The 25918-nt window shown below is 40.0% G+C and carries 21 protein-coding genes, 2 tRNA genes and 5 pseudogenes; 11 read left to right on the top strand and 17 right to left on the bottom strand.

Translation table 11 applies throughout. The features are described from left to right. A pseudogene (locus FTU83_RS11290) lies at positions 1-92 on the top strand (IS5/IS1182 family transposase); the annotation flags it as partial. Positions 93-127: 35 nt separating this feature from the next. Here FTU83_RS11290 and FTU83_RS11285 read toward each other — a convergent pair. Continuing rightward, positions 128-706 carry a hypothetical protein gene (locus FTU83_RS11285; protein WP_180107466.1) on the bottom strand — a complete coding sequence of 193 codons (579 nt, stop codon included), beginning with the start codon at positions 704-706 and terminating at the stop codon, positions 128-130. Between the two features lie 127 nt (positions 707-833). On the opposite strand from FTU83_RS11285, the gene FTU83_RS11280 reads away from it, so the two are divergent. Beyond that, positions 834-904 (top strand) — tRNA-Tyr (locus FTU83_RS11280). A 36-nt stretch (positions 905-940) separates the two neighbouring features. On the opposite strand, the gene FTU83_RS11275 is transcribed toward FTU83_RS11280, so the two are convergent. From FTU83_RS11275 to carA, 6 genes and pseudogenes are all read right to left on the bottom strand, one after another. Continuing rightward, on the bottom strand, positions 941-1705 hold the full coding sequence (locus FTU83_RS11275) for a hypothetical protein (RefSeq protein ID WP_257221006.1): 765 nt from the start codon (positions 1703-1705) through the stop codon (positions 941-943). 145 nt (positions 1706-1850) lie between these two features. Then, positions 1851-2477: a CatB-related O-acetyltransferase gene (locus tag FTU83_RS11270; protein WP_180106618.1), complete on the bottom strand. Its 627-nt coding sequence runs from the start codon at positions 2475-2477 to the stop codon at positions 1851-1853. A gap of 74 nt (positions 2478-2551) precedes the next feature. Continuing rightward, positions 2552-3409 (bottom strand): annotated as a pseudogene (locus tag FTU83_RS11265) (class I SAM-dependent methyltransferase); the annotation flags it as partial. A 206-nt stretch (positions 3410-3615) separates the two neighbouring features. Further along, entirely contained in the window at positions 3616-4092 is a 477-nt protein-coding gene (gene greA / locus FTU83_RS11260; protein WP_180106620.1) for a transcription elongation factor GreA, read from the bottom strand. Positions 4093-4199: 107 nt separating this feature from the next. Then, positions 4200-7430 carry a carbamoyl-phosphate synthase large subunit gene (gene carB / locus FTU83_RS11255; protein WP_168378094.1) on the bottom strand — a complete coding sequence of 1077 codons (3231 nt, stop codon included), beginning with the start codon at positions 7428-7430 and terminating at the stop codon, positions 4200-4202. A gap of 13 nt (positions 7431-7443) precedes the next feature. Then, a complete protein-coding gene (gene carA, locus FTU83_RS11250; protein WP_180106625.1) occupies positions 7444-8586 on the bottom strand; it encodes a glutamine-hydrolyzing carbamoyl-phosphate synthase small subunit in 1143 nt (380 codons plus the stop codon). A gap of 312 nt (positions 8587-8898) precedes the next feature. Between carA and FTU83_RS11245 the strand changes: the two genes are divergently transcribed. Next, positions 8899-9384: a hypothetical protein gene (locus FTU83_RS11245; protein WP_180106626.1), complete on the top strand. Its 486-nt coding sequence runs from the start codon at positions 8899-8901 to the stop codon at positions 9382-9384. Positions 9385-9622: 238 nt separating this feature from the next. Here FTU83_RS11245 and FTU83_RS11240 read toward each other — a convergent pair whose 3' ends face one another. Further along, positions 9623-10162 (bottom strand): DOMON-like domain-containing protein, encoded by a 540-nt coding sequence (locus FTU83_RS11240; protein ID WP_180048743.1) that lies wholly within the window; start codon positions 10160-10162, stop codon positions 9623-9625. A gap of 6 nt (positions 10163-10168) precedes the next feature. After that, a complete protein-coding gene (locus FTU83_RS11235; RefSeq protein WP_078191340.1) occupies positions 10169-10492 on the bottom strand; it encodes a YhbY family RNA-binding protein in 324 nt (107 codons plus the stop codon). A gap of 195 nt (positions 10493-10687) precedes the next feature. On the opposite strand from FTU83_RS11235, the gene rlmE reads away from it, so the two are divergent. From rlmE to FTU83_RS11215, 4 genes are all read left to right on the top strand, one after another. Beyond that, positions 10688-11338, top strand: coding sequence for a 23S rRNA (uridine(2552)-2'-O)-methyltransferase RlmE (gene rlmE, locus FTU83_RS11230; protein ID WP_078191339.1), 651 nt, complete (start codon positions 10688-10690; stop codon positions 11336-11338). Positions 11339-11474: 136 nt separating this feature from the next. Then, positions 11475-13373, top strand: a complete 1899-nt coding sequence (ftsH, locus tag FTU83_RS11225; protein ID WP_078191443.1) for an ATP-dependent zinc metalloprotease FtsH — start codon at positions 11475-11477, stop codon at positions 13371-13373. Between the two features lie 112 nt (positions 13374-13485). Continuing rightward, positions 13486-14340 carry a dihydropteroate synthase gene (gene folP / locus FTU83_RS11220; RefSeq protein ID WP_218945812.1) on the top strand — a complete coding sequence of 285 codons (855 nt, stop codon included), beginning with the start codon at positions 13486-13488 and terminating at the stop codon, positions 14338-14340. An 87-nt stretch (positions 14341-14427) separates the two neighbouring features. After that, positions 14428-14742 (top strand): DUF5713 family protein, encoded by a 315-nt coding sequence (locus tag FTU83_RS11215; RefSeq protein WP_180063202.1) that lies wholly within the window; start codon positions 14428-14430, stop codon positions 14740-14742. Positions 14743-14802: 60 nt separating this feature from the next. On the opposite strand, the gene FTU83_RS11210 is transcribed toward FTU83_RS11215, so the two are convergent. The 3 genes from FTU83_RS11210 to FTU83_RS11200 form a co-directional block, all read right to left on the bottom strand. Continuing rightward, a complete protein-coding gene (locus FTU83_RS11210) occupies positions 14803-15471 on the bottom strand; it encodes a hypothetical protein (protein ID WP_180106628.1) in 669 nt (222 codons plus the stop codon). 88 nt (positions 15472-15559) lie between these two features. After that, positions 15560-15645, bottom strand: a tRNA-Leu gene (locus FTU83_RS11205). A gap of 169 nt (positions 15646-15814) precedes the next feature. Beyond that, positions 15815-16549: a hypothetical protein gene (locus FTU83_RS11200; protein WP_180005427.1), complete on the bottom strand. Its 735-nt coding sequence runs from the start codon at positions 16547-16549 to the stop codon at positions 15815-15817. A gap of 195 nt (positions 16550-16744) precedes the next feature. Here FTU83_RS11200 and FTU83_RS11195 point away from each other — a divergent pair, with 195 nt between their 5' ends. Then, positions 16745-17251, top strand: coding sequence for a hypothetical protein (locus tag FTU83_RS11195; RefSeq protein ID WP_078191335.1), 507 nt, complete (start codon positions 16745-16747; stop codon positions 17249-17251). Positions 17252-17344: 93 nt separating this feature from the next. Here FTU83_RS11195 and FTU83_RS11190 read toward each other — a convergent pair. From FTU83_RS11190 to FTU83_RS11175, 4 genes and pseudogenes are all read right to left on the bottom strand, one after another. Then, positions 17345-18686 (bottom strand): annotated as a pseudogene (locus tag FTU83_RS11190) (CitMHS family transporter). Positions 18687-18952: 266 nt separating this feature from the next. Beyond that, positions 18953-19231: a hypothetical protein gene (locus tag FTU83_RS11185; protein ID WP_180008924.1), complete on the bottom strand. Its 279-nt coding sequence runs from the start codon at positions 19229-19231 to the stop codon at positions 18953-18955. A 54-nt stretch (positions 19232-19285) separates the two neighbouring features. After that, positions 19286-20614 (bottom strand): hemolysin family protein, encoded by a 1329-nt coding sequence (locus tag FTU83_RS11180; protein WP_078192153.1) that lies wholly within the window; start codon positions 20612-20614, stop codon positions 19286-19288. A gap of 129 nt (positions 20615-20743) precedes the next feature. Continuing rightward, a complete protein-coding gene (locus FTU83_RS11175) occupies positions 20744-21736 on the bottom strand; it encodes a LysR family transcriptional regulator (RefSeq protein ID WP_078191331.1) in 993 nt (330 codons plus the stop codon). 682 nt (positions 21737-22418) lie between these two features. Here FTU83_RS11175 and FTU83_RS11170 point away from each other — a divergent pair. Beyond that, positions 22419-24023 carry an isocitrate lyase gene (locus FTU83_RS11170; protein WP_168378085.1) on the top strand — a complete coding sequence of 535 codons (1605 nt, stop codon included), beginning with the start codon at positions 22419-22421 and terminating at the stop codon, positions 24021-24023. A gap of 140 nt (positions 24024-24163) precedes the next feature. Here FTU83_RS11170 and FTU83_RS11165 read toward each other — a convergent pair whose 3' ends face one another. Then, complete coding sequence (locus FTU83_RS11165; protein ID WP_078191329.1) at positions 24164-24538, bottom strand: diacylglycerol kinase; 375 nt, start codon at positions 24536-24538, stop codon at positions 24164-24166. 261 nt (positions 24539-24799) lie between these two features. On the opposite strand from FTU83_RS11165, the pseudogene FTU83_RS11160 reads away from it, so the two are divergent. Both FTU83_RS11160 and FTU83_RS17455 read left to right on the top strand, forming a co-directional pair. Next, positions 24800-25690: pseudogene (locus FTU83_RS11160) on the top strand (MBL fold metallo-hydrolase); the annotation flags it as partial. 90 nt (positions 25691-25780) lie between these two features. After that, positions 25781-25918, top strand: a pseudogene (locus FTU83_RS17455) (hypothetical protein); the annotation flags it as partial.

Here is a 25918-nt window from a genome sequence, read left to right as displayed (position 1 = left end):
TTAGAGGAATTGCCACAAGATACGATAAGCTAAAACGTAACTATCAAAGCGCTGTTGCTTTAGCTTGTATATTTATATGGTTGCCTCTTTAGCTCAATTTATCGGCTGTAAATGTCAACACACCCTATTATCGATAGACAAAACGACGCATACCTGCACGTAAGGCAAATGCGCCATGCATATATACGCCACCTAGCCAATACGGCACATTATAAATATCTTCATGGCGATATTTAACTAAAGCAAACTGAGCCAATAGTCCTTCAAAGAACATACCACCAAAAGCAAGCATGATGGCTAATATCAGTAGCCATGTACGCTCATAGCTAAATAACCAGCGAATAAAAAAGCTAATGTAAAAAATCCAACAAAGTGCTTCGGGATGAAAATTGCCAAATCCGCTGAGTATGTAGACGATGGCAAATAGTATTAGGCTCTCGACGAGTGGCGCAGTGCCGTCATGATGGCAACTGAGCTGAGTCATCACATAATGTTTAAGTAGTTGTGTAAGTTGAATATAGCTAAATGCCATGAAGGCAAAGGCAATAAAAAAGCCGGGGAATACCCACCAAGCCTGATGGAAAAATAATGGTTTGGGATAACTAAGCGTTTGGGTATAGACATGAATTGCATCGCAAAAAGTTGCGACGATTGCTGCCAGCAGGGCAAGTATAAATATGCCTGAGAATTGAGTGGTTCTCGTCATCATTCATCCTGAAAAGTGGGGTCTTTTTATTTTATGTGTTCTTTATAGTCTGATTGAGTAAAAAAGGCTAGGAATAAAGATGGTCGTAGTAATATTTTTAGTTAGCTACATGTGTACACATAAAAAATATGTAGCTTAGTTGGTTAGAGCCCCGTGCTTATAATGCAAGGGTCACAAGTTCTACTCTTGTTATAGCCACAATATTATGAAAAACCCACTCAGATTGAGTGAGGTTTATGCCTGAAATTTATGTTTGTTATTTTGTATGTCTAAAATTGCAGATTTTAATACTTGAAGGCAAATTTTTGCCGTTTCTTCTCTTGGTGAAAATTGCTCACTCATTTGTTGAAATGGGTGGATATAGTTTCTGAAATCTCTTAATTCTTTACTGAAACGATAGGTATCTTTTTCAAGTATTCCAATAGAGTGGGATACTTCGATAAAGTTATTTAGTGTCCATTGGTCAAAATTTTTAACTTTTCCATCTTTTTTAGGGCTTTGTCTGGATAAATTAAAAACTTTGGGGTTTAGAGATGCTATGTTTAAAAATAATCCTTCTAATGTACTACCTGCTAATAAAACGACTGATAAATATGCTTCAGCTTTGAAAGCTTTTTCTATTTCTTGCATTCTCTTATCAATTATTGGAACTAACGCTGGTATTAAATTGAGTTTAGAGCAATCAACATTGAACTCATGTTTGATAAAATTATTTTCCAGATTTTCTTCTTCAGTATTTAAATTTTCGTCTAAATTTACTTCACTAACTGATTCTATAAAAATCTCTGTGTTTCTTCGCGCCACACGAAATTTATCGAATTGAAGATATTTGTTAAAATTAGCTATTAGAGAATCGAGCCTTTTTAAATCATCCATGTAATTAATGGGATTAAAGAGTGTCTGAATACATATTTTTATCTTTTCAGTTTTATTAATTCTTCCTAACCGAAAATCTGTATATGCCCATCTTGCTGGAAAGCCCTGACCATAAGTATCCATGTAATCGAAGGTTGAGAAAAAATCTATAATTTTGGGACCTGATCGGTATTCGGTAGTTTCGTTAATTAGGTCGCGAAGTTTTTCCAGAGTTTTTGATGATAGGTGCATATTTATTAAGAATAATTATTTGAAATAAATATAACTTTTAACTTGAATTTTGTACATAAAGAAGTAGCGAATTAACATCATCCGTCTGCAATTGCTCCCGCATCTTTAAAAACTGCTTTTCATCTAAGTCATAAAGCTTAAGGGAAAGTAGTTTTTTGATATTTTCTTCAGGAAAGCGATATTTAATAACTTTAGCGGGCACGCCGCCGACAACTGCATAAGGTGGCACATCTTTAGTCACCACCGCGCCAGTAGCTACCACAGCACCTTCACCCAGTGTCACGCCTTGCATAATCATCGCACGTGAGCCGATCCAGCAGCCATCACCAATGATGGTGTCACCCGCAGGGACAAAACTCCGTGTATCAAACGGAAATGCCGAAATCCAGTCTGTTCGGTGGAGTTGGTTACCACCCATCATAATCACGCATTCTGCGCCAAAACAGACAAAATTACCGATATATAGCTGGTCTATCGGCTTCTCAGTTGTTGCGGGTTTATCGTGTAGATAACGCACCACACAGCGCTCAAAACCCTGATCCCAATATGCAGAATAATATGAATAATTACCTTTGATGTGAATATTTGGGTTCTTCACTGTTTTAGAGATGAACTCAAACTCACACCAATGATTGACAGGTGAATTAATCAATTTTTCAGACATAAGGTTTAATAGCAATAATGATTCGCGTGACTATTTTAGCTGACTCGCTATAAATGTCGACTATAGATAAAGACTTAAGCTCGTTTTAAATGCAGCAAATGCGTGGCTTGAGTATGTCGTAATCCATCCTTACGATTTGCAAAATAACGCTGAGTAATGTCATGTGCAGATAAATCTTCTAAGACCACATAACCCAGCTTTGTCACGGCAAGGTGTAACTCATTACTGTGAATTGTCCCAATAATGGGTTCACTTAAAAAATAGGTAAATTTGGAAACAGCAAATGATCCGACACGCTCTATACCAGTTAAATCTTGATAGGGAATGGAATAATCTAAAACCAATTCGCTACCTGAGGCTGCAAATTCGGCAATGGTTTGCAAGGTGCTCATAGTTGTTTCTGGTTTTAAATAATGCGTTGTAGCAAGCCAAGAAAAGAAAGCGGGTTGCTCAGTATCATAAGAACTCCGTTTTAAGGCATGCGCTAAATTTTCTTTCTCAAAATCAATCGAAACAAACTCAACATGGTCTGGAACATGCCCGAGTTTCTGTAGACTTTTTATTTTTAAAGCCTGAGTATCTGGGTGATCAACTTCAAAGATTTTAATATCGGAGTACTTCTGCGCTAAACGGAGGACAAAAGAATCTAGGCCAGCACCAATCAGCACATATTGTTTAATCCCTTGTTGTACTGCCATTTCTAATTGATCTTCGGCATAGCGTGAACGAGCCACCACCTGTGCAGTGAGTAATCCAAATGTTTGATTGGGTATTTTGCTATTTAACGCTTTTATACATGCACGATTTGAAAGCAGTCGACGCCAAATTGGACTGGTTAAATGAAAGGCATAAGGGTCGGAAAAAACAGGTTCGTTCGCATATAGATAATGATTTGCGCGAATGGCAGCAGCAGCTTGTGCTGTTCGGCTTGCATGTCAAAATTTCATCGTGTGTTATGACTCTTTTTGTTTAGATAATACTTTAATGAAATAAGCCATTTGAACAATGATGTATTCAGTCGACTATTGTTGCTGAACGTACATTTTGGTCATTCGATAGGATGCATTGGAATAAGCGAAAAACCTAGAACAATAAAAAACCCCTCAAAAGAGGGGCTTAAAATTGCTTATCTTAATGATTAAAGATATTCAACTTTAGAAATTTCATACTCAACTTCACCTTGTGGTGTGTTGATTTTTACATCGTCGCCTTCGTTTTTACCCAAAAGACCACGCGCAATTGGAGAGTTCATAGAGATTTTGTTGATTTTAAAATCTGCTTCGTCATCACCAACGATTTTATAAGTCTTTTGTTCTTCAGTATCTAAGTTTTCAATGGTCACAGTCACACCGAAAACCACACGGCCATTTTGCTCAAGTGATTTAACATCAATCACTTGGCAAGCACCCAATTTACCTTCGATATCTTGGATACGGCCTTCACAGAAACCTTGTTGCTCGCGAGCAGCGTGGTATTCAGCGTTTTCTTTCAAATCCCCATGTTCACGCGCTTCAGCAATTGCTGCAGTAATACGTGGACGATCAACACTTTTAAGTTGCTGTAATTCTTTCTCTAGGGCAATTTTGCCTTCGGGAGTCATAGGATAACGTTGCATTGTTGTCCCTCATGTTTGTAAAAAGAAAAAATCAGTAAAATTTTTACTGACCTAGAAATGAAAAAAAGCCCGCCACCGAGAGGTGGCGGGACTTCTCGGTAACTTAATTAACCTTTAGTAAGGTCTTGTAAGCGGTATACATCCATTGGCAATTTGATTGCTAAAGCTTGGCATACTGCATCAGCACCGTTAAGGGTAGTTGTGTAATACACTTTACCTTGTAATGCAGAGCGGCGGATCGAGAATGAATCTTCTTGAGCCTGTTTGCCTTCAGTTGTATTGATAATGAGGTGAACTTCGCCATTTTTCAAGCGGTCTACGATATTAGGACGGCCTTCAGTCACTTTGTTCACACGTTCACATTCAATACCAGCATCTTTAATCACATCATAAGTACCGCCAGTAGCGATCACTTTGAAGCCAAGATCTGTCAACTGTTTCGCAATACCAACAGCACGAGGCTTGTCAGAATGACGAACAGATAAGAATGCATGTTTTACTTCGCCTTCCGTTGGTAGGCCTGGTAAACGGTCATTAGAGCCTAACACAGCTTTATAGAACGCTTCACCAAATGTTTTACCTACACCCATCACTTCGCCTGTAGATTTCATCTCAGGGCCAAGAATTGGGTCAACACCAGGGAATTTATTGAATGGGAACACCGCTTCTTTTACAGAGAAGTGTTCAGGAATAATCTCTGTAGTGAATCCTTGAGATTCTAGAGATTGACCTGCCATACAACGCGCAGCCACTTTCGCTAAAGATTCGCCGATACACTTAGATACGAATGGAACAGTACGTGATGCACGTGGGTTCACTTCTAAGATGTATACGTCAGTACCTTTAACCGCAAACTGTACGTTCATCAAACCGATTACGCCAAGCTCTTTTGCCATAGCGATGGTTTGACGGCGCATTTCGTCCTGAACTTCTTTAGATAAAGAGTAAGGAGGAATAGAACATGCTGAGTCACCTGAGTGAATACCCGCTTGTTCGATGTGCTGCATGATACCGCCGATCACAACGTCTTTACCGTCAGATACGCAGTCCACGTCAACTTCAATCGCATCGTCTAGGAAGTGGTCAAGAAGTACTGGCGCTTCATTCGATGCTTGAACTGCATCACGTAGGTAGCGTTTCAATTCGTCATCGTTGTATACGATTTCCATCGCACGACCACCAAGTACATACGAAGGACGTACTACAAGTGGGTAGCCAACTTTAGCAGCTTCTGCCATACCTTCTTCAGCAGATTTTACAATGCTGTTGTTTGGTTGACGAAGTTGCAGACGTTGAATCATTTGTTGGAAACGTTCACGGTCTTCTGCACGGTCAATTGCGTCTGGTGATGTACCGATAATTGGCGCACCAGCTTCTTCTAAAGCACGAGCCAATTTAAGCGGAGTTTGACCACCGTACTGAACGATAATGCCTTTTGGCTTCTCGATACGAACGATTTCAAGTACATCTTCCAAAGTAATTGGTTCGAAGTACAAACGATCTGATGTGTCGTAATCTGTAGAAACTGTTTCAGGGTTACAGTTCACCATGATGGTTTCATAACCGTCATCACGCATAGCAAGAGCCGCGTGTACACAGCAGTAATCGAATTCGATACCTTGACCAATACGGTTAGGACCGCCACCAATGACCATGATTTTGTCACGGTTCGATGGGTTCGCTTCACATTCTTCATCGTAAGTTGAGTACATGTAAGCTGTATCAGATTCGAATTCTGCAGCACATGTATCTACACGTTTGTAAACTGGAGTTACGCCCAAGTTCCAACGGTGTTTACGGAATTGTTTTTGTGAAATGCCCATCAAGTCTGCAATGCGAAGATCTGATAAACCTTTACGTTTGAAAGAACGGATGTTGTCCGCGTTCAAATCACCAAAACCTAAAGTTTTGATTTGGTTTTCAGTTTTGATGATGTCTTCGATTTGAATCAAGAACCAACGGTCAATTTTGGTTGCTTCAAATACTTCATCAAGAGTGAAACCGTGACGGAATGCATCGCCTACGTACCAAATACGCTCTGGACCTGGAACTTTCAATTCAACAAGAATTTTCTCACGTGCGCCTTCAGTGCCCACAGCGATTTTTTCGTCAAAACCACATGCGCCCACTTCAAGACCACGAAGCGCTTTAGACACCGATTCTTGGAAGTTACGGCCAATGGCCATTACTTCACCTACAGATTTCATCTGAGTCGTCAAAGTTGCGTCAGCTTGCGGGAATTTCTCGAAGTTGAAACGAGGAATTTTCGTTACAACATAGTCGATCGCAGGTTCGAAAGATGCAGGAGTTGTGCCGCCAGTGATGTCATTTTTCAATTCATCAAGGGTATAACCTACAGCCAATTTCGCCGCGATTTTCGCAATTGGGAAACCTGTTGCTTTAGACGCAAGTGCAGATGAACGAGAAACACGTGGGTTCATCTCGATCACAACCATACGGCCGTCTTTCGGGTTGATACCGAACTGAACGTTAGAGCCGCCAGTTTCAACACCAATTTCACGAAGTACAGCTAAAGATGCATTACGTAAAAGCTGGAATTCTTTGTCTGTCAATGTTTGCGCAGGAGCAACAGTGATTGAGTCACCAGTGTGCACGCCCATTGGGTCAAAGTTTTCAATGGTACATACAATGATACAGTTGTCGTTTTTGTCACGAACAACTTCCATTTCGTACTCTTTCCAACCAATTAAAGATTCATCGATCAATAATTGTTTGGTTGGAGAAAGATCGAAACCGCGTTCACAGATTTCAATGAACTCTTCACGGTTGTAAGCGATACCACCACCTGAACCACCCATGGTGAATGATGGACGGATAATTACAGGGAAGCCGAAACGTGCTTGGATTTCCAAAGCGTGTTCCATGCTTTCTGCAACGTCAGCGCGAGGGCATTCCAAACCGATTTTACGCATTGCGATATCGAAAAGTTTACGGTCTTCCGCTTTTTCGATCGCCTCTTTCGTCGCGCCAATCAATTCAACATTGTATTTTTCTAAAATACCGTTGGCATCGAGTGCAAGGGCACAGTTCAATGCTGTTTGACCACCCATTGTAGGAAGAACTGCGTCTGGGCGTTCTTTCTCAATGATTGCAGCTACAGTTTGCCAAGTAATCGGCTCGATGTAAGTTGCGTCTGCCATAGCAGGGTCAGTCATAATGGTTGCTGGGTTAGAGTTTACCAAAATAACACGGTAGCCTTCTTCACGAAGGGCTTTACATGCTTGAGCACCTGAGTAGTCAAACTCACATGCTTGACCGATGACAATCGGACCAGCACCAATAATTAAGATGCTTTTAATGTCTGTACGTTTAGCCATGATGCTTCCTTAATTACTTCTTAGATGCTTCGATAAGTTCGATGAAATGATCGAACAATGGTGCGCAGTCATGTGGACCAGGGCTTGCTTCGGGGTGACCTTGGAAACTGAACGCAGGTTTGTCTGTACGATGAATTCCTTGAAGGGTTTGGTCGAACAGTGATTTGTGCGTAGCTTTCAAGTTTGCAGGTAATGTTTCTGTATCGACTGCGAAGCCATGGTTTTGCGAAGTAATCATCACAATACCAGTTTCCATGTTTTGAACAGGATGGTTGGCACCGTGGTGGCCGTGAGGCATTTTCACAGTTTTTGCACCTGAAGCAAGTGCAAGAATTTGGTGACCCAAGCAAATACCAAATACTGGTACATTGCGAGCATCTTCTACAATTGTTTTTACAGCTTCAATTGCGTAGTCACATGCAGCTGGATCGCCGGGGCCGTTCGATAAGAACACGCCATCTGGATTCAATGCAAGTACGTCAGCAGCAGGAGTTTGCGCAGGCACGACAGTCAATTTACAACCGCGGTCTGCGAGCATACGTAAGATGTTGGTTTTGACACCGTAATCGTATGCAACAACATGGAATTTAGCTTCAGGCTGAGAGAAACCTTTACCTAATGTCCAAGAACCTTCAGTCCATTCAAAGCCTTCAGGGTCACAGCATTCTTTTGCAAGGTCTAAACCATTTAAACCACCAAAAGCGCGTGCTTTAGCTAAAGCTTCTTCTTCTGTAATGTTTTCGCCAGCAAGGATACAACCATTTTGTGCACCTTTTGCTCGCAGAATACGCGTTAATTTACGTGTATCGATGTCTGCAATAGCAACAACATTGTGTTGTTCAAGGTAATCACCAAGTGATTGCTCAGCACGGAAGTTGCTATGCAATAAAGGTAGGTCACGAATGATCAATCCGTTAGCCCATACTTTATGAATTCGACCTGACTCAGCGTCTTCATCATTACAACCTGTGTTACCGATATGTGGGTAAGTTAGTGTCACAAGTTGTTGTGCATAACTAGGGTCAGTCAAAATTTCTTGATAGCCAGTCATTGCTGTATTAAAAACGACTTCACCAGTCGTACTACCCGATGCGCCAATAGAAGTACCTTTAAAGATAGTTCCGTCGGCAAGGGCTAAAATTGCTGGGGTGCTCAAACCAAAGCTCCTGAAATTTAGGCTGTAAAAAAGCGAGAAGACGAAAAAAAAGGAAGGCTGCTTAAAAACCTACCCTCCTTACATCATCTGCTCGCTTGAACTTAACACGGCATTATACGCAGAAAGCCACTGAAAGTCCATCGCAAATATCAGGAATAAAGCAGATAAAGCGCTTGCATTTTAGAATAAAGTTTGGTTTTGCAAAATCGTAGAAAAATGTAAGCAATTAATTATTGTCAGACAAATCATAAATTAAAATTTATCAAAAAGCGCTAATGTGGGTCGGTCAGCAAAAACTATAGGTACAAAGTCATGGCAACACAACAAAAACAAACAGCGGCTAAATCCTCCCTGAAAGAAGTCGTTATCGAAGGTGCTGAAAAGCTTGAACAAGTTGCAAAAGAGGCAAGTGTTCAAGCCACAGAAGCGGTCACTGAAAGCAAAGAAAAGATCGGAGCAGAGGCAAAGCAGTTGAATGCCAGTGTGCAAGATCAATTGCGTCAGTTGAAGCAAGATGTATTGAATAAACTTGATCAGTTAAAAGTTCAGTTTGGTTCATCGCAAAAAGATTTTAGTGAACTCAAAGAGTTTGTGAAAACTGAGTTTAATACGGTTATTGATGATCTTTCAAAACTTGGAAAAGAGCTGAAAGAAGATGTGACCCAAATTTCAGGAAAGCACAAAGATCATTTAACAGAAACATTTAAGCGTTCTAAGGAACATACTTTAGAAGCGTGGAAAAAAGTTTCACCAGTGAAAGCTGATGTTACGGATCAAACCACAGATCTTAAAAGTTAATTGTGAATGACATGAATTTTAAAACGCTTGAGCTAAGTCTAGTCATTCCAGGGAGCTGGATTCGGTGAGAGCGAATTAAACTTCAATTTAACGCTAAATATGCAAAAGGGAGTCATTAATGGCTCCCTTATTGTGAATGGTACATTTAAGTCCAAAATACTTATTTAAAATAAACAGGCAATAAAAAAGCAAAAGATCGTACTTTTGCTTTTTATTGAAGATCAAAACATCAAATGGTTTAGAACTGATGTAGCCAATCACGTTTGTTGTGAAAGTCAGCATTTGGACTACTATGCTGCATGGCATAGTACTGTTCACCTTGAGGGGTTTTCAGTACTGCAGTTAGACCAATATAGAGATCTTCCCATTTAAGTTTGTACTTCAGCATAAATTCTGTCAGATCAAGACTGACATTTAAGCCATAGTGCGTCCGTTTCAACTGATTCAGTTCAATATCGTAAGCAGCTTGTGGCGGCATATCTTCTGGATAGCGATATTCTTCAAACTGGTAAGCCTGCCAAGCTTGTGAAGGGGAGAGGTTGATTTCACGATAAAAGTCTTCATTGCGTACACCAATAAAAACTTCTAAGCAGGTCTGTTCCCACAAAAAATCGATTCGTGGGTGAGATGATACCAATTCTGGCCATTGAATCAGTTGGTTTGGGTCTCGAATCCAATAACCCACATTTAAAGTATATGGGCTTTGTTGTTCGATAGCACCAACGACTGATACAGCCTGAAAGCGACGATCAAAAGCGCTGAGTTCGAAACTTGCCATAAATGCTTAGTTAGACAGGTGTGCGTAGCGAACAAGGTTAGACAGTTTTGCATTTTGTTTTGCCGCTTTACGGTAAATCAAAGCAATCTTACCAATCGTTTGAACAACTTCAGAACCTGAAACAGTCGCAATTTCAGTAATCATTGCAGCACGAGCTTCACGGTCTTCTGCCACAACTTTCACTTTAATTAACTCATGGTCGTTTAACGCACGGTTTAATTCTTCAACAACGCTTTCTGATAAGCCTTTGTCCGCAACCATTACAACTGGGTTTAGGGTGTGACCAATTTGACGTAAGCGTTTACGTTCTTGAATAGATAAAGCCGCCATAAATATAACCTAATTTTAAAAACGACCTAGTATAGCAAAATCAAAGTTGAAGCGCTGTATTTAATCGGCATTTTCTCGATGAAGATTATTGAAAAAAACATGATTTAAGATGCTTTTTAGATACACATGTCTACTGCAAAAGTGCTGAATTTCACGTACAATCAAGACTGAGAAGTTTTTTTTATTTAGAGAGTTATGGCTACCCGCATTACTAACCAGAAATTATCCAAAAGTAGTCGTGACTGGATGCGTGAGCATCTTGATGACCCCTTTGTGAAAAAAGCACAAAAGGAAGGATATCGTGCGCGTGCCGCTTATAAATTGCTTGAAATTCAAGAAAAATACAAATTGATCAAGCCAGGCATGACCGTTGTCGACTTAGGTGCTGCACCAGGTAGTTGGTCGCAAATTGCCGGTAAACTTGTTGGTGACAAAGGTTTGGTTATTGCTTCTGATATTTTACCAATGGATGCTTTACCCGATGTGACCTTCTTGCAAGGTGACTTTCGTGAACAAGAAGTGTTCGATGAATTGTTAAAAATTTTAGATGGACGTACTGTAGACGTTGTAATTTCAGATATGGCCCCCAATACATCAGGTAATAAGGCTGTAGATCAACCGCGTCAGATCTATCTTTGTGAATTAGCAATCGACTTTGCTCAAAAGGTTCTTGGACCAAATGGACAGTTTGTTGTTAAAGTGTTCCAAGGTATTGGATTTGATGAATACCGTAAGCAAGTTGTAGACACATTTGATGTGCTGAAAACAGCAAAACCGGCGGCTTCACGTGCTCGATCTAAAGAAGTGTTTTTAATCGGGCAGGGACGTAAGAAAGCTTTCAAGTAAAGTTTACTTGCCAACTCGTTAAAAATTGTGCATTTTGTACGTTTTTAAATTATTGCGAAGCTACTCTGCAGCGTAAGTATTAGAGTCACCCATGTAAGTGGGATTGAACGAATTAGATAGAAATGGGAATAAAGCTTTGAGCGATCTTTTTAAGAATGCCGTGTTGTGGCTGGTTATCCTAGGCGTGCTGGTTTTAATCTTCAGCAACGTCAGTGACCGCAATCAACCGACCGCGATGAACTATTCTGAGTTCGTGGCAGCCGTAAATGCGGGTCAGATTAAACAAGTCACCATTGATGGCGAAAGAATTCGTGGCGAAAAATCAAACGGTTCTGAGTTTGAAAGTATCCGTCCTGCGGTTCAAGATCCTGAACTTATGCCGAACCTGATCAAGAACAATGTTGTTGTTGAAGGTACAGCGCCACAGCGTCAAAGTATTTTGATGCAACTTCTGATTGCAAGTTTCCCTGTTCTTTTAATCATTCTGTTATTCATGTTCTTTATGCGCAACATGGGTGGTGGAGCTGGTGGTAAGAATGGCCCAATGAGTTTTGGTAAGTCAAAAGCAAAAATGCTGTCTGAAGACCAAATCAAAGTGACATTTACAGATGTTGCGGGCTGTGATGAAGCTAAACAAGAAGTTGTTGAAATCGTTGACTTCCTAAAAGATCCATCTAAGTTCAAACGACTTGGTGCAAGCATTCCGAAAGGCGTGCTCATGGTTGGTCCTCCGGGTACGGGTAAAACTTTACTTGCTAAAGCAATTGCGGGTGAAGCGAAAGTACCTTTCTTTAGTATTTCGGGTTCTGACTTTGTTGAAATGTTCGTAGGTGTGGGTGCGTCCCGTGTCCGTGACATGTTTGAACAAGCAAAGCGTCATGCGCCATGTATCATTTTCATCGATGAGATCGATGCCGTTGGTCGTCACCGTGGTTCAGGCACAGGTGGTGGTAATGATGAGCGTGAGCAAACATTAAACCAAATGTTGGTTGAGATGGATGGCTTTGAAGGCAACGAAGGTATTATCGTCATTGCTGCAACAAACCGTGCTGACGTATTGGATAAAGCTTTACTTCGTCCAGGTCGTTTTGACCGTCAAGTGATGGTGTCTCTACCAGATATTAAAGGTCGTGAGCAAATCCTGAATGTACATTTGAAAAAATTACCTTCTGTGACTGGTGTAGATGTCAAAGTCTTGGCGCGTGGTACACCGGGCTTCTCGGGTGCTCAATTGGCTAACCTTGTAAACGAAGCAGCACTGTTTGCTGCACGTCGTAACAAGAACACGGTCGATATGCATGACTTTGAAGATGCTAAAGACAAGCTTTACATGGGCCCTGAACGTAAATCGATGGTGATTCGTGAAGAAGAACGTCGTGCGACGGCTTATCATGAAGCAGGTCATGCGATTGTTGCTGAAATCTTGCCGGGTACAGACCCTGTGCATAAAGTGACAATTATGCCGCGTGGTTGGGCACTGGGTGTGACTTGGCAGTTGCCTGAACATGACCAAACCAGCCATTACAAAGACAAAATGTTGAATGAACTTTCAATTTTGTTTGGTGGTCGTATTGCAGAAGAAGTCTTCATTAACCAAATGTCGACTGGTGCTTCAAATGACTTTGAACGTGCAACGAAAATGGCACGTGCAATGGTTACTAAATACGGTATGTCCGATAAAATGGGCGTCATGGTTTACGAAGATGATTCACAGCAGTCATTCATGGGTGGTTTAGGAAGTCGTGTGATTTCTGAAGCAACCCAGCTTGAAGTTGACCGTGAAGTTCGCCGTATTTTAGATGAGCAATATAAAGTTGCTCGCGATATTCTTGAAAATAACAAAGATATCGCTCATGCCATGGTGAAAGCATTGCTTGAATGGGAAACCATTGATCGTGATCAAATCCGTGACATTATGGAAGGTCGTGAACCTCAACCACCAAAAGTGTACATCGCTGAAAATCCAGTGATTGATGTCACACCAACGGATGGTCCAGATGTTCCACCACCACTACCGTCATTGCCAAAAGCATAAAATTTTAAAACCACCTTCGGGTGGTTTTTTTATATGAAAATAAATGCATGTGAGCGAAATGCTGAGCAAACTTAGCGTTAAAATAAGCACAGCAAAATCTGGGATGTGTGATATGAAGTTGGTGTCTTTGCCTAATAAAATTTTAAACTGTGGTAATTTGCAATTAGATTTGTCAGAGCCACATGTGATGGGGATTTTAAATGTTACACCGGATTCTTTTAGTGATGGTGGTAAACACAATGGTAAAGACCAAGCAATAGCACATGCCTTACAAATGATTGCGGATGGGGCGACAGTGATTGATGTCGGTGGTGAGTCAACACGTCCGGGTGCATCCGTTGTTGAGGTTGAAGAAGAAATTCGACGGGTCGTACCCGTCGTTGATGCCTTATCCAAACACAATGTGGTGATTTCTATCGATACATCACAACCTGAGGTAATTGAGGCAGCGGTTCAGGCAGGTGCGCATATCTGGAATGATGTACGTGCATTAACTCGGCCGAATGCCTTAGACGCCGCTGCACAACTGGATATTCCCGTGATCATTATGCATATGCGCGGTGAACCTACTACGATGAATAATCTAGATCAGTATCAAGATGTCGTGGCTAATGTAATCGATGAATTAAAGCAACGTGTGCAAGATGCATTAGACGCCGGTGTGCGTGCAGAAAACATTATGATTGATCCGGGTTTTGGTTTTGCTAAAAATGCGCAGCAAAACTTAAAGCTTTTACAGCAATTCTATCAATTGAATAACATGGGCTATCCGATCCTGTCTGCATTATCTCGTAAGCGTTTTATCGGTGAGGCACTTGGCGGTGCAGATGCACAAAATCGCGCTATAGGCTCGGTTGCAGCGCATCTACTCAGCATTCAACAAGGTGCATGTATGGTTCGAGCACATGATGTTAAAGCAACGGTAGATGCGATACGTGTTTGGCAAGCCATGCAGAATGCAGACTGATTTGAAATTACTGAATCCCAATAAATTTGGTGAATTGTAGTATTTGTGTTATATAAGCGCCCTGAATGTTTTGTGATAGAGTTTCGTATGTTTGCAGATTTACTGCTACCCATGTTTGATGATGAATATTACCCAGATGTGTTGGTTGCAGAGGTGAAGTTATTGGTTGTTCAATTTGCGAAGAAAATTGCAAAAGCAGATTTAAGTTCAACTGATATCTACCATTTTGCCAATGAAACGGTTGCACAGCTCAATAAGATGAAACCTCAATTTGAAGATTTAGATTCGTCTTTGGATGATACGGCTGCAGATTATATTGCAGAAGCCATGATGATGGTGCTGCAAGATGAAGGCCATATGGAAATTGAAATGGAAGAGTTGGTTGCTAACCGAGAATGGTAATTGAACTTTAAAAAAAGCCCTGTAGTGACAGGGCTTTTTTGTGACTAGAGTTTTAAAAAGTCATTGAGCATTGTCTAAAAAATCTTTAAAAGATGATTTGATCGATGCTGATAGTTTTTGTTCTTCTTGCATGGCTTGTAGGTGAAGGGTGTAGAAATACGTTTGATGTTCTTTTTGTTTTAAGGATTGTTGGTAAGACCAAAATGCCAGTTGGCGAAGCTTTTGTAGTTTTACTCGTTCAATGGCGCTGCTTTCAGGTTTATAAAATAATTCAGTAAATACACATAAAAAGAGACTAAAAAAAAGTCCACAGAGACTGATGAGGTTTAATACATCTATTTGTAGATACTTAAAGTTTATAGCAAGGATAAATGTGAATCCTCCAAGGAAATACAGTTGTATTTGCAGACGGTGAACGGCAGACTTGCTGCTAAAACGTGCTTGATAATGTGCATACCAGACATAGCAATAGATCCATGGAAGAATAATCAATAAACCAAGATTAAACGCCATTTTGGGGTCGTGTATTGAAAGTGCCGTTGAAAGCATATGACCAAGTACAGCGCTGCTAAGGGGGATAGAAAGTATCAGGCAAAAGCTAAAGATTAAAACAGGTGCAGTGGGTGTGAGATTGATAATTTTAAAATGTGCAAACAGCAGCCGTTGATAAAAGGCATCGGGATGCTTGAGTTGTAGTGCGGGGAGATTAAAATCTGAAGGTGTCGGCATCGAATAATAATAGATTTCTAAATTTTAGGCATAAAAAAACCAGCAAATTGCTGGATCTTTTATTGCACCAATCTTAGAAGTATAAGAATGGTGCCCGAGGCCAGACTCGAACTGGCACGCTTTGTGGGCGGGGGATTTTAAATCCCCTGTGTCTACCGATTTCACCACTCGGGCATGTGCGCAATAATAGAGGACGAAATGAAGCTTGGCAAGAGTATTTGATGGTGTTTGTTTTAAAATCAATCAATTCATGCATATAAGTTGAAAATATTCAAAAATAGCGATGTATTGAATGACTTTTTGAGCAGTGATTTAAAGTTTTTTGCACTATATCAATGCCAGCTTATTTCATTAACTCATCAAGATAATGTTCAACATTTTGGTGCTTTAGCTTTTTACATAGCTGATTTTCCTGATGCAGCATTTGTATGTGCAAATTTTGGAACAGGGTAAAGCGCTCAGATAACTGTTTATGATTTGCCTGATTCGGATTACTGAGCGACAAACGTAATTTTGCTTTAAGCATTTGTTTATACGACCAATATGCAATACGACGTGTCTCTTGCAGAAAATAGTATTCTTGGGTGTTACTTCCACCTTTGAAAAGATTTTCTTTATAAAAACGCACAAAGCCGAAACTCATGGCGAAAAAGAACAATACAGATTGAACAAAGGTGCTTTGTAAAAAGGCGATATTGAGTAATTGTAATAAAATCACGATCGCAAGTCTGAACGGCGTATTTTTCAAACTTTGATACAGGGACATTGAACTGTGCTTGATTTGCTTGATGACTAAGGGCACAACCAGCATGAAAAACAGCATAATACTTAGTACAGCAATACCATGAGCGCGAAACTCACTCATTTCTGGAAAATACAGTTGCACTGCATGTCCAATACTCATGCTCAAAGAAATAAAAATCATCGCCGCCAAAACCCAAGGAATAAGTTCTTTGAGTTCGTCTAAAATGCCTTGAGTTTTCAGTTGGCTATAAAATAAATAATTATGTTTAAAGGCTGCTGGATATTGCTGTTTCAGTTGTTGAAGGTAAAGCGCAGCCTGTTTCTTTTGAGCCATATTGTGACGTTAGTATTAAAGCGTGAAAGTAATATAGTTGATTTCGATATTTTTGACAGAATTTTTTTCTAAATCATGTTGTATATCTGAACATTATAAGAGAAATCACAATTTCTATAGTGAAGGTCGCAGTTTTCATCCTTCTTTTATGCGAAAATACATACTTATTGAATATTAAGTTTTTATAGGCAGTTTATGACTGATCATTCTCCTGAAACATTAAGCGATATCGAAATTCTAGACATTCTTCAGTCGATGAAATCAGATGTTTTAAATACTGAAGCAAATGAAGTGATTCGTAGTGGGGGAAAAGCTGGTCGTCAAGAAGCACACAAACAAGCTTTGGTAAAATTAAATCAAGCATTTGAAGATAAATTTGTTGAAGCTGTGACTTTAGCTTTAGGCTTAAATGAAGGCCAAAGTAAAAAAATCCGCTACAAAAAAGACCGTATCCGTATTTTGAAAGTTCGTGGTATCGATTATTTAGCGATTGATGGTGCTGAAACTGCACAAGTATTGTCGCAAGTTGCACAAGCGATTGTACGTGAAGACGCAACGGTGACTCATGACCTCCATAACATTTTTCCATTTTGGAAAGAAGGCTGGCCAATGGTGCAATTCGACAATGTTTATAAAATTTTAGAAGATGATATTCGCATTCATTATGAAGCAGTTCTAGAAGCATTAATTTCAAAGCATTAATTACTACAAATGAACCTGTGAGTGTAAAGCACTGGCTAGTTCTATTGTTAAGCATAAAAAAGCACCTGATGGTGCTTTTTTATCTTTAAAATTTTAAGTTAAGCTCGAATAAAACGGAAACATCCCAAAGATCAGGCCTGCTGCTAACATGACAAAACACGTGATTACAGCCCAGATAATGGTAAATTTCTGATGTTGTCCAAACTCGATACCCGCAAGTCCACAGAGTAAATAGGTCGATGGGACAAGTGGAGAGAGTAGGTGTACAGGTTGCCCTACGATGGAGGCACGTGCCATTTCTACAGGTGCAATTCCATAATGAGCGGCAGCATCGGAAAGAATTGGCAAAACCCAAAAATAGAAAGCATCATTTGACATAAAGAAAGTCATCGGCATACTAATGACAGCAGTAATAGGTGCTAAATAGGGGCCCATACTTTCTGGGATAATTGCCACTAGTTCTTTAGACATGGCTTCTACCATGCCTGTTCCAGCTAAAATACCGGTAAAAACACCTGCAGCAAAAAATAATACCGACCACATTTAAAGCACTACCTGCATGATGTGCGATTAATTTTTTCTGCAAGTCGACATTTTTGTAGTTGACGACTAGCGCAATACACAAAGCCACCATGAATAAAATAGGCATAGGTAAAATACTAAAAACCAGACAAATCATCAGAACGACGGTTAACAGTGCATTGAACCAACGTAGATCTGCGCGGTTGGCTTCTGGATTATCTGAAATTTGAATGTTTTCACCATGGCTGATATCCAATTGGACAATTCCTAGACGCTTTCTTTCCATGCGACCATACATCGTTCCTAAGAAGTACAACCAGCCGATGGCAAATAACATCGGTAAAACCATCGGAACAAAAACATCACTTGGGTCGACATGAAGCGCGCTGGCGGCGCGGGCAGTAGGCCCACCCCAAGGTGTAAGATTCATAATTCCACTAGAGAGCATAATCAAACATGCCATAATCAATGGGCTCATACCTAAGCGCTTATAGAGTGGCAGCATGGCCGCAACACAGATCATATAGGTTGTAGAACCATCTCCATCCAAAGAGACAATTAACGTCAGGGTAATGGTTCCAAGGACAACTTTTAAGGGATCACCTTTGACCATTTTTAAAATAAATTTCACCGAAGGGTCGAACAAACCTGTATCAATCATGATGGCAAAATACAGAATCGCAAAAAGCAGCATGATGCCAGTCGGTGCAAGTTTTTTTACACCTTCAATCATCATGTCGCCAATTTCATTTATTTGTATGTGTGACAAGCTGTCAAAATAAAAACCAAGTAACCACGCAATCAAGGCAAAAAGTAGGGGAATTAAAGTCAGTGCGACAAGTGGGCTTAAGCGTTTCGACATGATTAAATACATAAAGCACAAGATCATGCCCAAACCGAGTACGGTTAACATGGTTCATTCCTTTGAAATATAAAGCTGTTTTTAAATCCAAGGGCAGAGCATAAAGAGAAATTTCATCAGTCAAAACAAAGGTGAGAAAATGTGAAATACATCACTATTTTGATGAAAAATAGTCATTAATAATGAAGGTATTAGGGAAGCGGGATTTTTGATTTATTTTAATTTTTATTCAAAAAAAGTGGTCTGTTTACATATATTCAACATCTGTAGAGAACTGTAAATGCTGTGCAGATACAGTTTAATCACAATAAGTACGCTTAAGCAAAAATAGACAGTAGCGTCCGAATCGGCCAACTAAAAAATCGGAACCAAAAAATTAAGGGATTATAAAAAAACAGACCAAAACGCATAGTTTCGTCAAAATGTTGTCTGCCGCGTTCATAAGGATAAGGCGTTAAAAACCAAGCAGTGACGATCAGTGCAACACCGAGCAATAGAAATAAAGGTTGTGGATGAGCTTTGAAAAAATAATAGATTAGATAAGCCCCAGTATAAAAACTAAAGCAAGTCAAAATCGCTTTAAGTGAAAAAGACATCTTCGTATTCCATCGTATTTATATTTTATTGTTTTAGAAAAAAGAAGAATCGAATTAATCCGATTCTTCTGGTGTATCAAGTTCAGTTTCAGCCTGTTGTAAGCGGGTCACTAATAATTGGTCAATTTTAAAGTGGTCTACATCCACAACTTCAAATTTGTAGCCATGATAAGTAACAAAGTCAGCTGGACGTGGAATTTTACGCAGTTTAAACATCATAAAGCCCGCAAGGGTTTCATAGTTTTCTTCATCGGGCATTTCATCTAAAGCGAGTGCATGTTTTAGATCTTCGATTGGTGTACTGCCATCGATAAGCCAAGAATCTGCATCTCGTTTAATAATTTGTTGCTCTGCTTCAATCGGTGTTACCCAGTCGCCCATCACGGTAATCATAATGTCGGAGAGGGTAATAACGCCAACAACCAAAGCATATTCGTTAATTACAACGGCAAATTTTTCTTTGGTTGAACGGAAACGATCGAGTAATTCAGACAGTGTTAAGGTATCTGGAATCGTGAGGACATTACGAATAGTATTTTCGTTGAGCTGTAAAAGTGACTGATTGTTGAGGATTCGAACCAAAATATCTTTGGCATCCACATAGCCAATCACGTCATCAATATTTTCACTACAGACCAAAAACTTTGAATACGGAAATTCAGCGAGTTTTTGACGAATACTGGCTTCAGATTCTTTGAGGGTAAAGTACACCACGTTTTCACGTGTGGTCATACTTGAAGGGACGTTACGTTCTTCCAGCTCAAATACGTTTTCAATAAAGTGGTGTTCTTGTTTTTGTAGTACACCAGCTTGAGCACCGGCATCCATCACAGCTGAAATGTCGTCAAAGGTAATATTGTCATCACGTGTTGTATTCACTTTGAATAAACGAAACAACAAATTGGCAATGGCATTAATCACCCATGCCATTGGCTTACACACTTTAATAAAGATTTGAATCGGGTCAACAACAGCAACGGCAATTTTTTCAGGTGCGATCATCGCCAAACGTTTTGGCATCAAATCAGCAAATAGAATGAATAAGGATGTGACTAAAGTAAACGACAGGGTGAAACCGATAGTTTCAGTCCACGGGCCCTGATAAAAACGAGTGACTAAGCTAATGAAGTAAGGACGAAAAGCACCTTCACCCAAAATACCGCCAAGAATTGCCACAGCATTTAAGCCAATTTGTGATGCGGCGAAAAAGTCTGCTGAGTTGGCTTGTAAGTCAAGCACACGTTGTGCACGTGAATCTCCAGATTCAGCCAAAATTTTAAGTTTTACTTTTCGTGCACCCGCAAGGGCAATTTCTGTTAATGAAAGAAAACCCGCACCGACGATCAGGAGAATAATAATGACAATATTTTGGAAAAGGCTCACGAATACACCTGTTTGTGATTCATTCTATTTTTCTGTATTTCTAACACAAAAATGGGCAAGGTAGTAGTCTTAACTACTACCTATATAGTGACAGTATACGTTTGAATTAATAAGGAATTAAAGAACTAATTACTGATACTGTGAAAACTGAGAGTTATTCATTAAGTATTCGCGGTTTTCTTCTTCAATCATTTGACGTGCAACATATAAAATAAGTTGACGTAACCAGCGATGAGCAGGGTGATGATGAAGTAATGGACACCAAGCCATTTTTAATTCAAATTCAGGAATATAGAATGGTGGATCACGAAGTAACAGGTTTTGACTTTTGGCTTGAAGTCGAGCAATACGGCTTGGCAGAGTCGCAACCAAGTCAACATTCGATGCCAATAAGCCCGGCATTTGATAATGACGGGTGAAAACTGAAATTTTACGTTTTTGGCCAATACGTTCTAAGGCTTGATCAATCCAACCAAGACCCGCTTGTTTTTCAGGATTGACACCAAAACCAACACCCATACCTGTTTTAGACACCCAAATGTGTTGTGCATCTAGATAACTTTTCAGGTTTAAGTTATTTGCAGCAGGGTGCTTGGCATTTAAAAGGCATGAAAAACTGTCACGCCAGACCAAAACTTGGTGGAAACTTTGCGGAATTTCATTAAAGCGGTTAATCGCCAAGTCGACTTTACCTTGTTCCATATCTCGATAAGACACATCACTAGGCGTTAAAAAATCCAGAACCACATTGGGTGCTTCTGAGCGCAAAGCTTTTACTAGGCGCGGCACTAGTGTTGCTTCAGCATAATCTGACGTCATGATGCGGAAGACACGATTTGAAGTGTAAGGTCGGAACTCGGTACGGGGTTCCAAAATCATCGAAAGGTCAGAGAGAGCATCACGGATACGTGGCTGTAATTCAAGCGCACGTTCTGTAGGTGTCATACCTTCTGAAGAACGAATAAGAAGTGGATCATTAAATAAGTTGCGTAAACGACGTAAAATATTACTCATCGCCGGCTGAGTTACACCCAGTTGCTCGGCAGCACGAGTCACATTTTTTTCACGAAGAAGTACATCAAGATAAATTAATAGATTGAGATCGACCCGCTCCAGATTCATAAAATAAATACCGACAATAAAATCATGAAATTTATCTGATTATGCCATAACTACTAAGGCTTGTGTAAAAAATGGATGAAAAAAGACGTGTACTATTGTACTAAAATTCGGCAGTTTTAAGACAAATTTGCTGAAGCGACAGCACATATTTCTTAAACACTTATTACCTGTTTAGAATGATATTTTTAAATAAATATAATAAAAATACGGAGCAATTTTGATTATGCGAAGTGATGTTCATAAAACTCAAAAGTAAGATGAAATATCTCATTTACATGATCATTTGAAGACAGAATAACCAAGTATTTAGCTTGGTGAATTTGGGCAAAAATGGCGTAAAAAATGCTGTTTTTTTTTAAAGTGAATGCTCAGTCGACTTAAGTCTAATGAAGAATAATTCATCAAAATGTTTGAAAAATAGACAAAAAAATTAGCAAAATATTTTAATAAAAGTATTTAAATACAAATACTTATAAATGTTGGTTAATTATTATAATACGACTTTAATCTACATATTTTTTAAATAAATACTGAAAATTAATGCAGAATATTGGATTAATTTTTTTAGTCAATCTACTCTGTGTCTATCGCAACGAAGTGTTCTAAATCTGAACAATCATTCGAGGGTATGATTTTAGCCTTACGTTGCAGAAAAATCCTAATATTATTACAGGAACATATCATGTCTACATACTTAACAGCGATTGATGCAATCCGTGAATTAAAAGCAAAATTCGGAAGCACTTGGCGCGATATTAGCCCAGAAGATGCTGCACGTATGCAAATGCAAAACCGTTTCAAAACTGGTTTAGACATTGCGAAATATACAGCTGCTATTATGCGTCGTGATATGGCTGCTTATGATGCTGATTCTAGCAAATACACTCAATCATTAGGTTGCTGGCACGGTTTCATCGCACAACAAAAAATGATTGCGAACAAAAAATACTTCGGTACAACTGAACGTCGCTATATCTACCTTTCAGGTTGGATGGTTGCAGCTCTTCGTTCAGAATTCGGTCCACTTCCTGACCAATCTATGCACGAAAAAACTTCAGTACCTGCATTGATCGAAGAAATCTACACTTTCCTACGTCAAGCTGACGCGAAAGAATTAAACGACTTGTTCCGTGCGCTTAAAAAAGCAAACGAAGCTGGTGATACTGCTAAAGCTGCTGAAATCACTGCTCAAATCGACGGTTTCCAAACTCACGTTGTGCCAATTATTGCTGACATCGACGCTGGTTTCGGTAACGAAGAAGCGACTTACTTACTAGCTAAGAAAATGATCGAAGCGGGTGCTTGTGCACTTCAAATCGAAAACCAAGTATCTGACGCTAAACAATGTGGTCACCAAGCTGGTAAAGTTACAGTTCCACACGAAGACTTCATCGCGAAAATCCACGCTCTTCGCTATGCATTCTTAGAAATGGGTCTTGATGACGGTATCATCGTTGCTCGTACTGACTCTGAAGGCGCTGACTTGACTCAAAAAATCCCAGTGGTTAAAGAGCCAGGCGACATCGCTTCTCAATACATCAGCTACTTAGACACAACTGAAATTGACATTTCAGAAGCTCAAGAAGACGAAATCCTAATCAAGCGTAACGGTAAACTTCACCGTCCAAAACGTCTTGCTTCTGGCTTGTACCAGTTCCGTCCAGACACGCAAATTGACCGCGTTGTACTTGACTGCGTATCTAGCCTTCAAAATGGTGCTGACCTTCTTTGGATCGAAACTGCGACTCCAAACGTTGAAGAAATCGCTCACATGGTTAACCGTGTTAAAGAAACAGTTCCAAATGCGAAACTTGTTTATAACAACTCGCCTTCATTCAACTGGACTTTAAACTTCCGTCAACAAGCTTACGACCGTTGGGTTGCTGAAGGTAAAGACGTTTCTGCTTACGACCGTGCTAAACTAATGAGCGCTGAATACGATAACTCTGAATTAGCTGCTGAAGCTGACGAAAAAGTTCGTACGTTCCAAGCTGATGCTTCTCGTGAAGCGGGCGTGTTCCATCACTTGATCACACTTCCGACTTACCATACAGCTGCTCTTTCTACTCACGAGCTTGCTCAAGGTTACTTCGGCGACCAAGGTATGCTTGCTTATGTAGCTGGCGTTCAACGTAAAGAAATCCGCGGTACGATTTCTTGTGTTAAACACCAAGCAATGGCTGGTTCTGACATCGGTGACGACCACAAAGAAATCTTCGCTGGTGACAACGCGCTTAAAGCGGGTGACGATGCGAAAAACACAATGAACCAATTCGCTGCTCACTAAGCATTGAACTGATTCGAAAAAAAGCCCAGCGAAAGCTGGGTTTTTTTATGGCTTTAAAATCTTCTTAAATTCATTTATTGAAGTGTGTCGATATAAAAAAGCAGGGCATAACCCTGCAAATAGAGTGAGACAGCCTTTATTTAAGGCAAAAGGATAATTAACCAAGTAAAAAAAATAATTGCTAAAGCGACAAATTGAGCTGCACTTCCCATATCTTTGGCAATTTTAGAAAGTGGATGCTTGTCTAAAGATACCCGGTCGACAACGGCTTCAATGGCAGAATTGAATAACTCAACAATCAAGGCAAATAAACACACCACCACCATAAGCGCATGTTCAGCACGACTGACATCGAGAAAACAACTGGTGGGAATAAGCACCATATTCATCCAGACAATTTGTCGAAATGCTGCTTCATTTTGATAAGCAGCTTTGAATCCATCGAGGGAATATTGCGTTGCATTTAAAATTCGTTTAAGTCCAGATTTACCTTTAAACGGGGAAATTTCACTCATAGTACTGTACAGACGTATAGATTTAAAAACTGGCGAAAATATAGCATGCCAAGCTTAAAGTTTTCTTGCATTCAGTTTTTATTTTATGAGGCCTAAACGTTTAGGATGATTTACATAAGTCTGTATCAAGTTAGCGCTATGTTTATCATGTATTGGACTTAAAATTTGCCTGAATTTCAGGCACAATACAGACGTTTAAAATTTTTAATTTTGAAGCATTTGCTTCATTGCATGAAATAATAAAAGTGATATAGGTCAACAATGAAAAATTTTAGTTTTGCTGTGCTTGCAGCAACACTTTTAACCAGCCAGTTTGTCAGTGCAGAGCCGGCATTTATTCAAACGGAAATCAAAACGAATGTGACTCAGCCAGTGGGATTTTATTCTTTCCAAGTGGGTGCGTATAAAGTCATTGCTTTAAAAGATGGGACACTCGAATTAAGTCCTGATTTGTTTAAACAAAACTTAACTCCAGAAGAAGTCAGTGCCTTATTTCAAAAGCTTGCGGTTGATCAGAGCAAAGGCATACAAACCAGTGTCAATGCATACCTGATTGATGATGGACAAGGCGGCATCAGTCTTGTCGATAGTGGTGCAGCCAGTTGTTTTGGTCCGAACTTAGGTTCTATTGCACAAAATATTGAAGCAGCTGGCTATAAGCTTAATCGTGTACGCAGTGTATTCTTAACCCATTTACATCCAGATCATGCATGTGGCATTGCGAAACAAGGCAAGGCCGTATTTCCAAATGCAACGATCTACGTCAATGAACAAGAAAGTCAGTATTGGTTAAGTGAAAGCACCGTCAACACTTTAGCTACCGAAAAACGTGAAGGTTATTTAGCGACCGTTGTGAAAATTAAAGCTGCGATTGCGCCATATCAAACCATGCGGAGTTTTAAGACCTTTAGCGTTGGTTCGGTGATTAATGGTTTAGAGGTTTTACCGAGTGTTGGACATACACCGGGGCATTATTCTTTTATCTTAAAATCACAAGCTAAAAGTTTTGCCATCCTCGGCGATGTGGTTCATTCCTATCATTTACAGTTTGAACAACCAAAGTTATCTGTCGATTTTGATGTCGATCCGGTCAAAGCCAGTGAAACTCGTTTAGCAATTTTTAAACGTTTTGCTCAAGAGCAAACCTTCGTTGCATTTGCACATTTACCATTTCCGGGTATTGGTAAAATTAGTGAAATGAATGATGGTCAGTTCCGTTGGAACCCGCTAAATTTAGCTCCGACAGCTCCGACAGCTCCGACAGCTCCGACAGCTCCGACAGCTCCGACAGCTCCGACAGCTCCGACAGCTCCGACAGCTCCGACAGCTCCGACAGCTCCGACAGCTCCGACAGCTCCGACAGCTCCGACAGCTCCGACA

This window comes from Acinetobacter sp. YH12152, assembly GCF_013418285.1.
Lineage (GTDB): Bacteria > Pseudomonadota > Gammaproteobacteria > Pseudomonadales > Moraxellaceae > Acinetobacter > Acinetobacter amyesii.
Note: the sequence above shows the minus strand (reverse complement) of the source record. Positions and strands in the feature narration are given on the sequence as shown.

Bases quoted from the DNA above. Each gene is read 5' to 3' on its own strand.
- FTU83_RS11285 (WP_180107466.1), bottom strand. From the start codon at position 706: ATGACGAGAACCACTCAATTCTCAGGCATATTTATACTTGCCCTGCTG.
- FTU83_RS11275 (WP_257221006.1), bottom strand. From the start codon at position 1,705: ATGGATACTTATGGTCAGGGCTTTCCAGCAAGATGGGCATATACAGAT.
- FTU83_RS11270 (WP_180106618.1), bottom strand. From the start codon at position 2,477: ATGTCTGAAAAATTGATTAATTCACCTGTCAATCATTGGTGTGAGTTT.
- greA (WP_180106620.1), bottom strand. From the start codon at position 4,092: ATGCAACGTTATCCTATGACTCCCGAAGGCAAAATTGCCCTAGAGAAA.
- carB (WP_168378094.1), bottom strand. From the start codon at position 7,430: ATGGCTAAACGTACAGACATTAAAAGCATCTTAATTATTGGTGCTGGT.
- FTU83_RS11245 (WP_180106626.1), top strand. From the start codon at position 8,899: ATGGCAACACAACAAAAACAAACAGCGGCTAAATCCTCCCTGAAAGAA.
- FTU83_RS11240 (WP_180048743.1), bottom strand. From the start codon at position 10,162: ATGGCAAGTTTCGAACTCAGCGCTTTTGATCGTCGCTTTCAGGCTGTA.
- FTU83_RS11235 (WP_078191340.1), bottom strand. From the start codon at position 10,492: ATGGCGGCTTTATCTATTCAAGAACGTAAACGCTTACGTCAAATTGGT.
- rlmE (WP_078191339.1), top strand. From the start codon at position 10,688: ATGGCTACCCGCATTACTAACCAGAAATTATCCAAAAGTAGTCGTGAC.
- folP (WP_218945812.1), top strand. From the start codon at position 13,486: ATGAAGTTGGTGTCTTTGCCTAATAAAATTTTAAACTGTGGTAATTTG.
- FTU83_RS11215 (WP_180063202.1), top strand. From the start codon at position 14,428: ATGTTTGCAGATTTACTGCTACCCATGTTTGATGATGAATATTACCCA.
- FTU83_RS11210 (WP_180106628.1), bottom strand. From the start codon at position 15,471: ATGCCGACACCTTCAGATTTTAATCTCCCCGCACTACAACTCAAGCAT.
- FTU83_RS11200 (WP_180005427.1), bottom strand. From the start codon at position 16,549: ATGGCTCAAAAGAAACAGGCTGCGCTTTACCTTCAACAACTGAAACAG.
- FTU83_RS11195 (WP_078191335.1), top strand. From the start codon at position 16,745: ATGACTGATCATTCTCCTGAAACATTAAGCGATATCGAAATTCTAGAC.
- FTU83_RS11185 (WP_180008924.1), bottom strand. From the start codon at position 19,231: ATGTCTTTTTCACTTAAAGCGATTTTGACTTGCTTTAGTTTTTATACT.
- FTU83_RS11175 (WP_078191331.1), bottom strand. From the start codon at position 21,736: ATGAATCTGGAGCGGGTCGATCTCAATCTATTAATTTATCTTGATGTA.
- FTU83_RS11170 (WP_168378085.1), top strand. From the start codon at position 22,419: ATGTCTACATACTTAACAGCGATTGATGCAATCCGTGAATTAAAAGCA.
- FTU83_RS11165 (WP_078191329.1), bottom strand. From the start codon at position 24,538: ATGAGTGAAATTTCCCCGTTTAAAGGTAAATCTGGACTTAAACGAATT.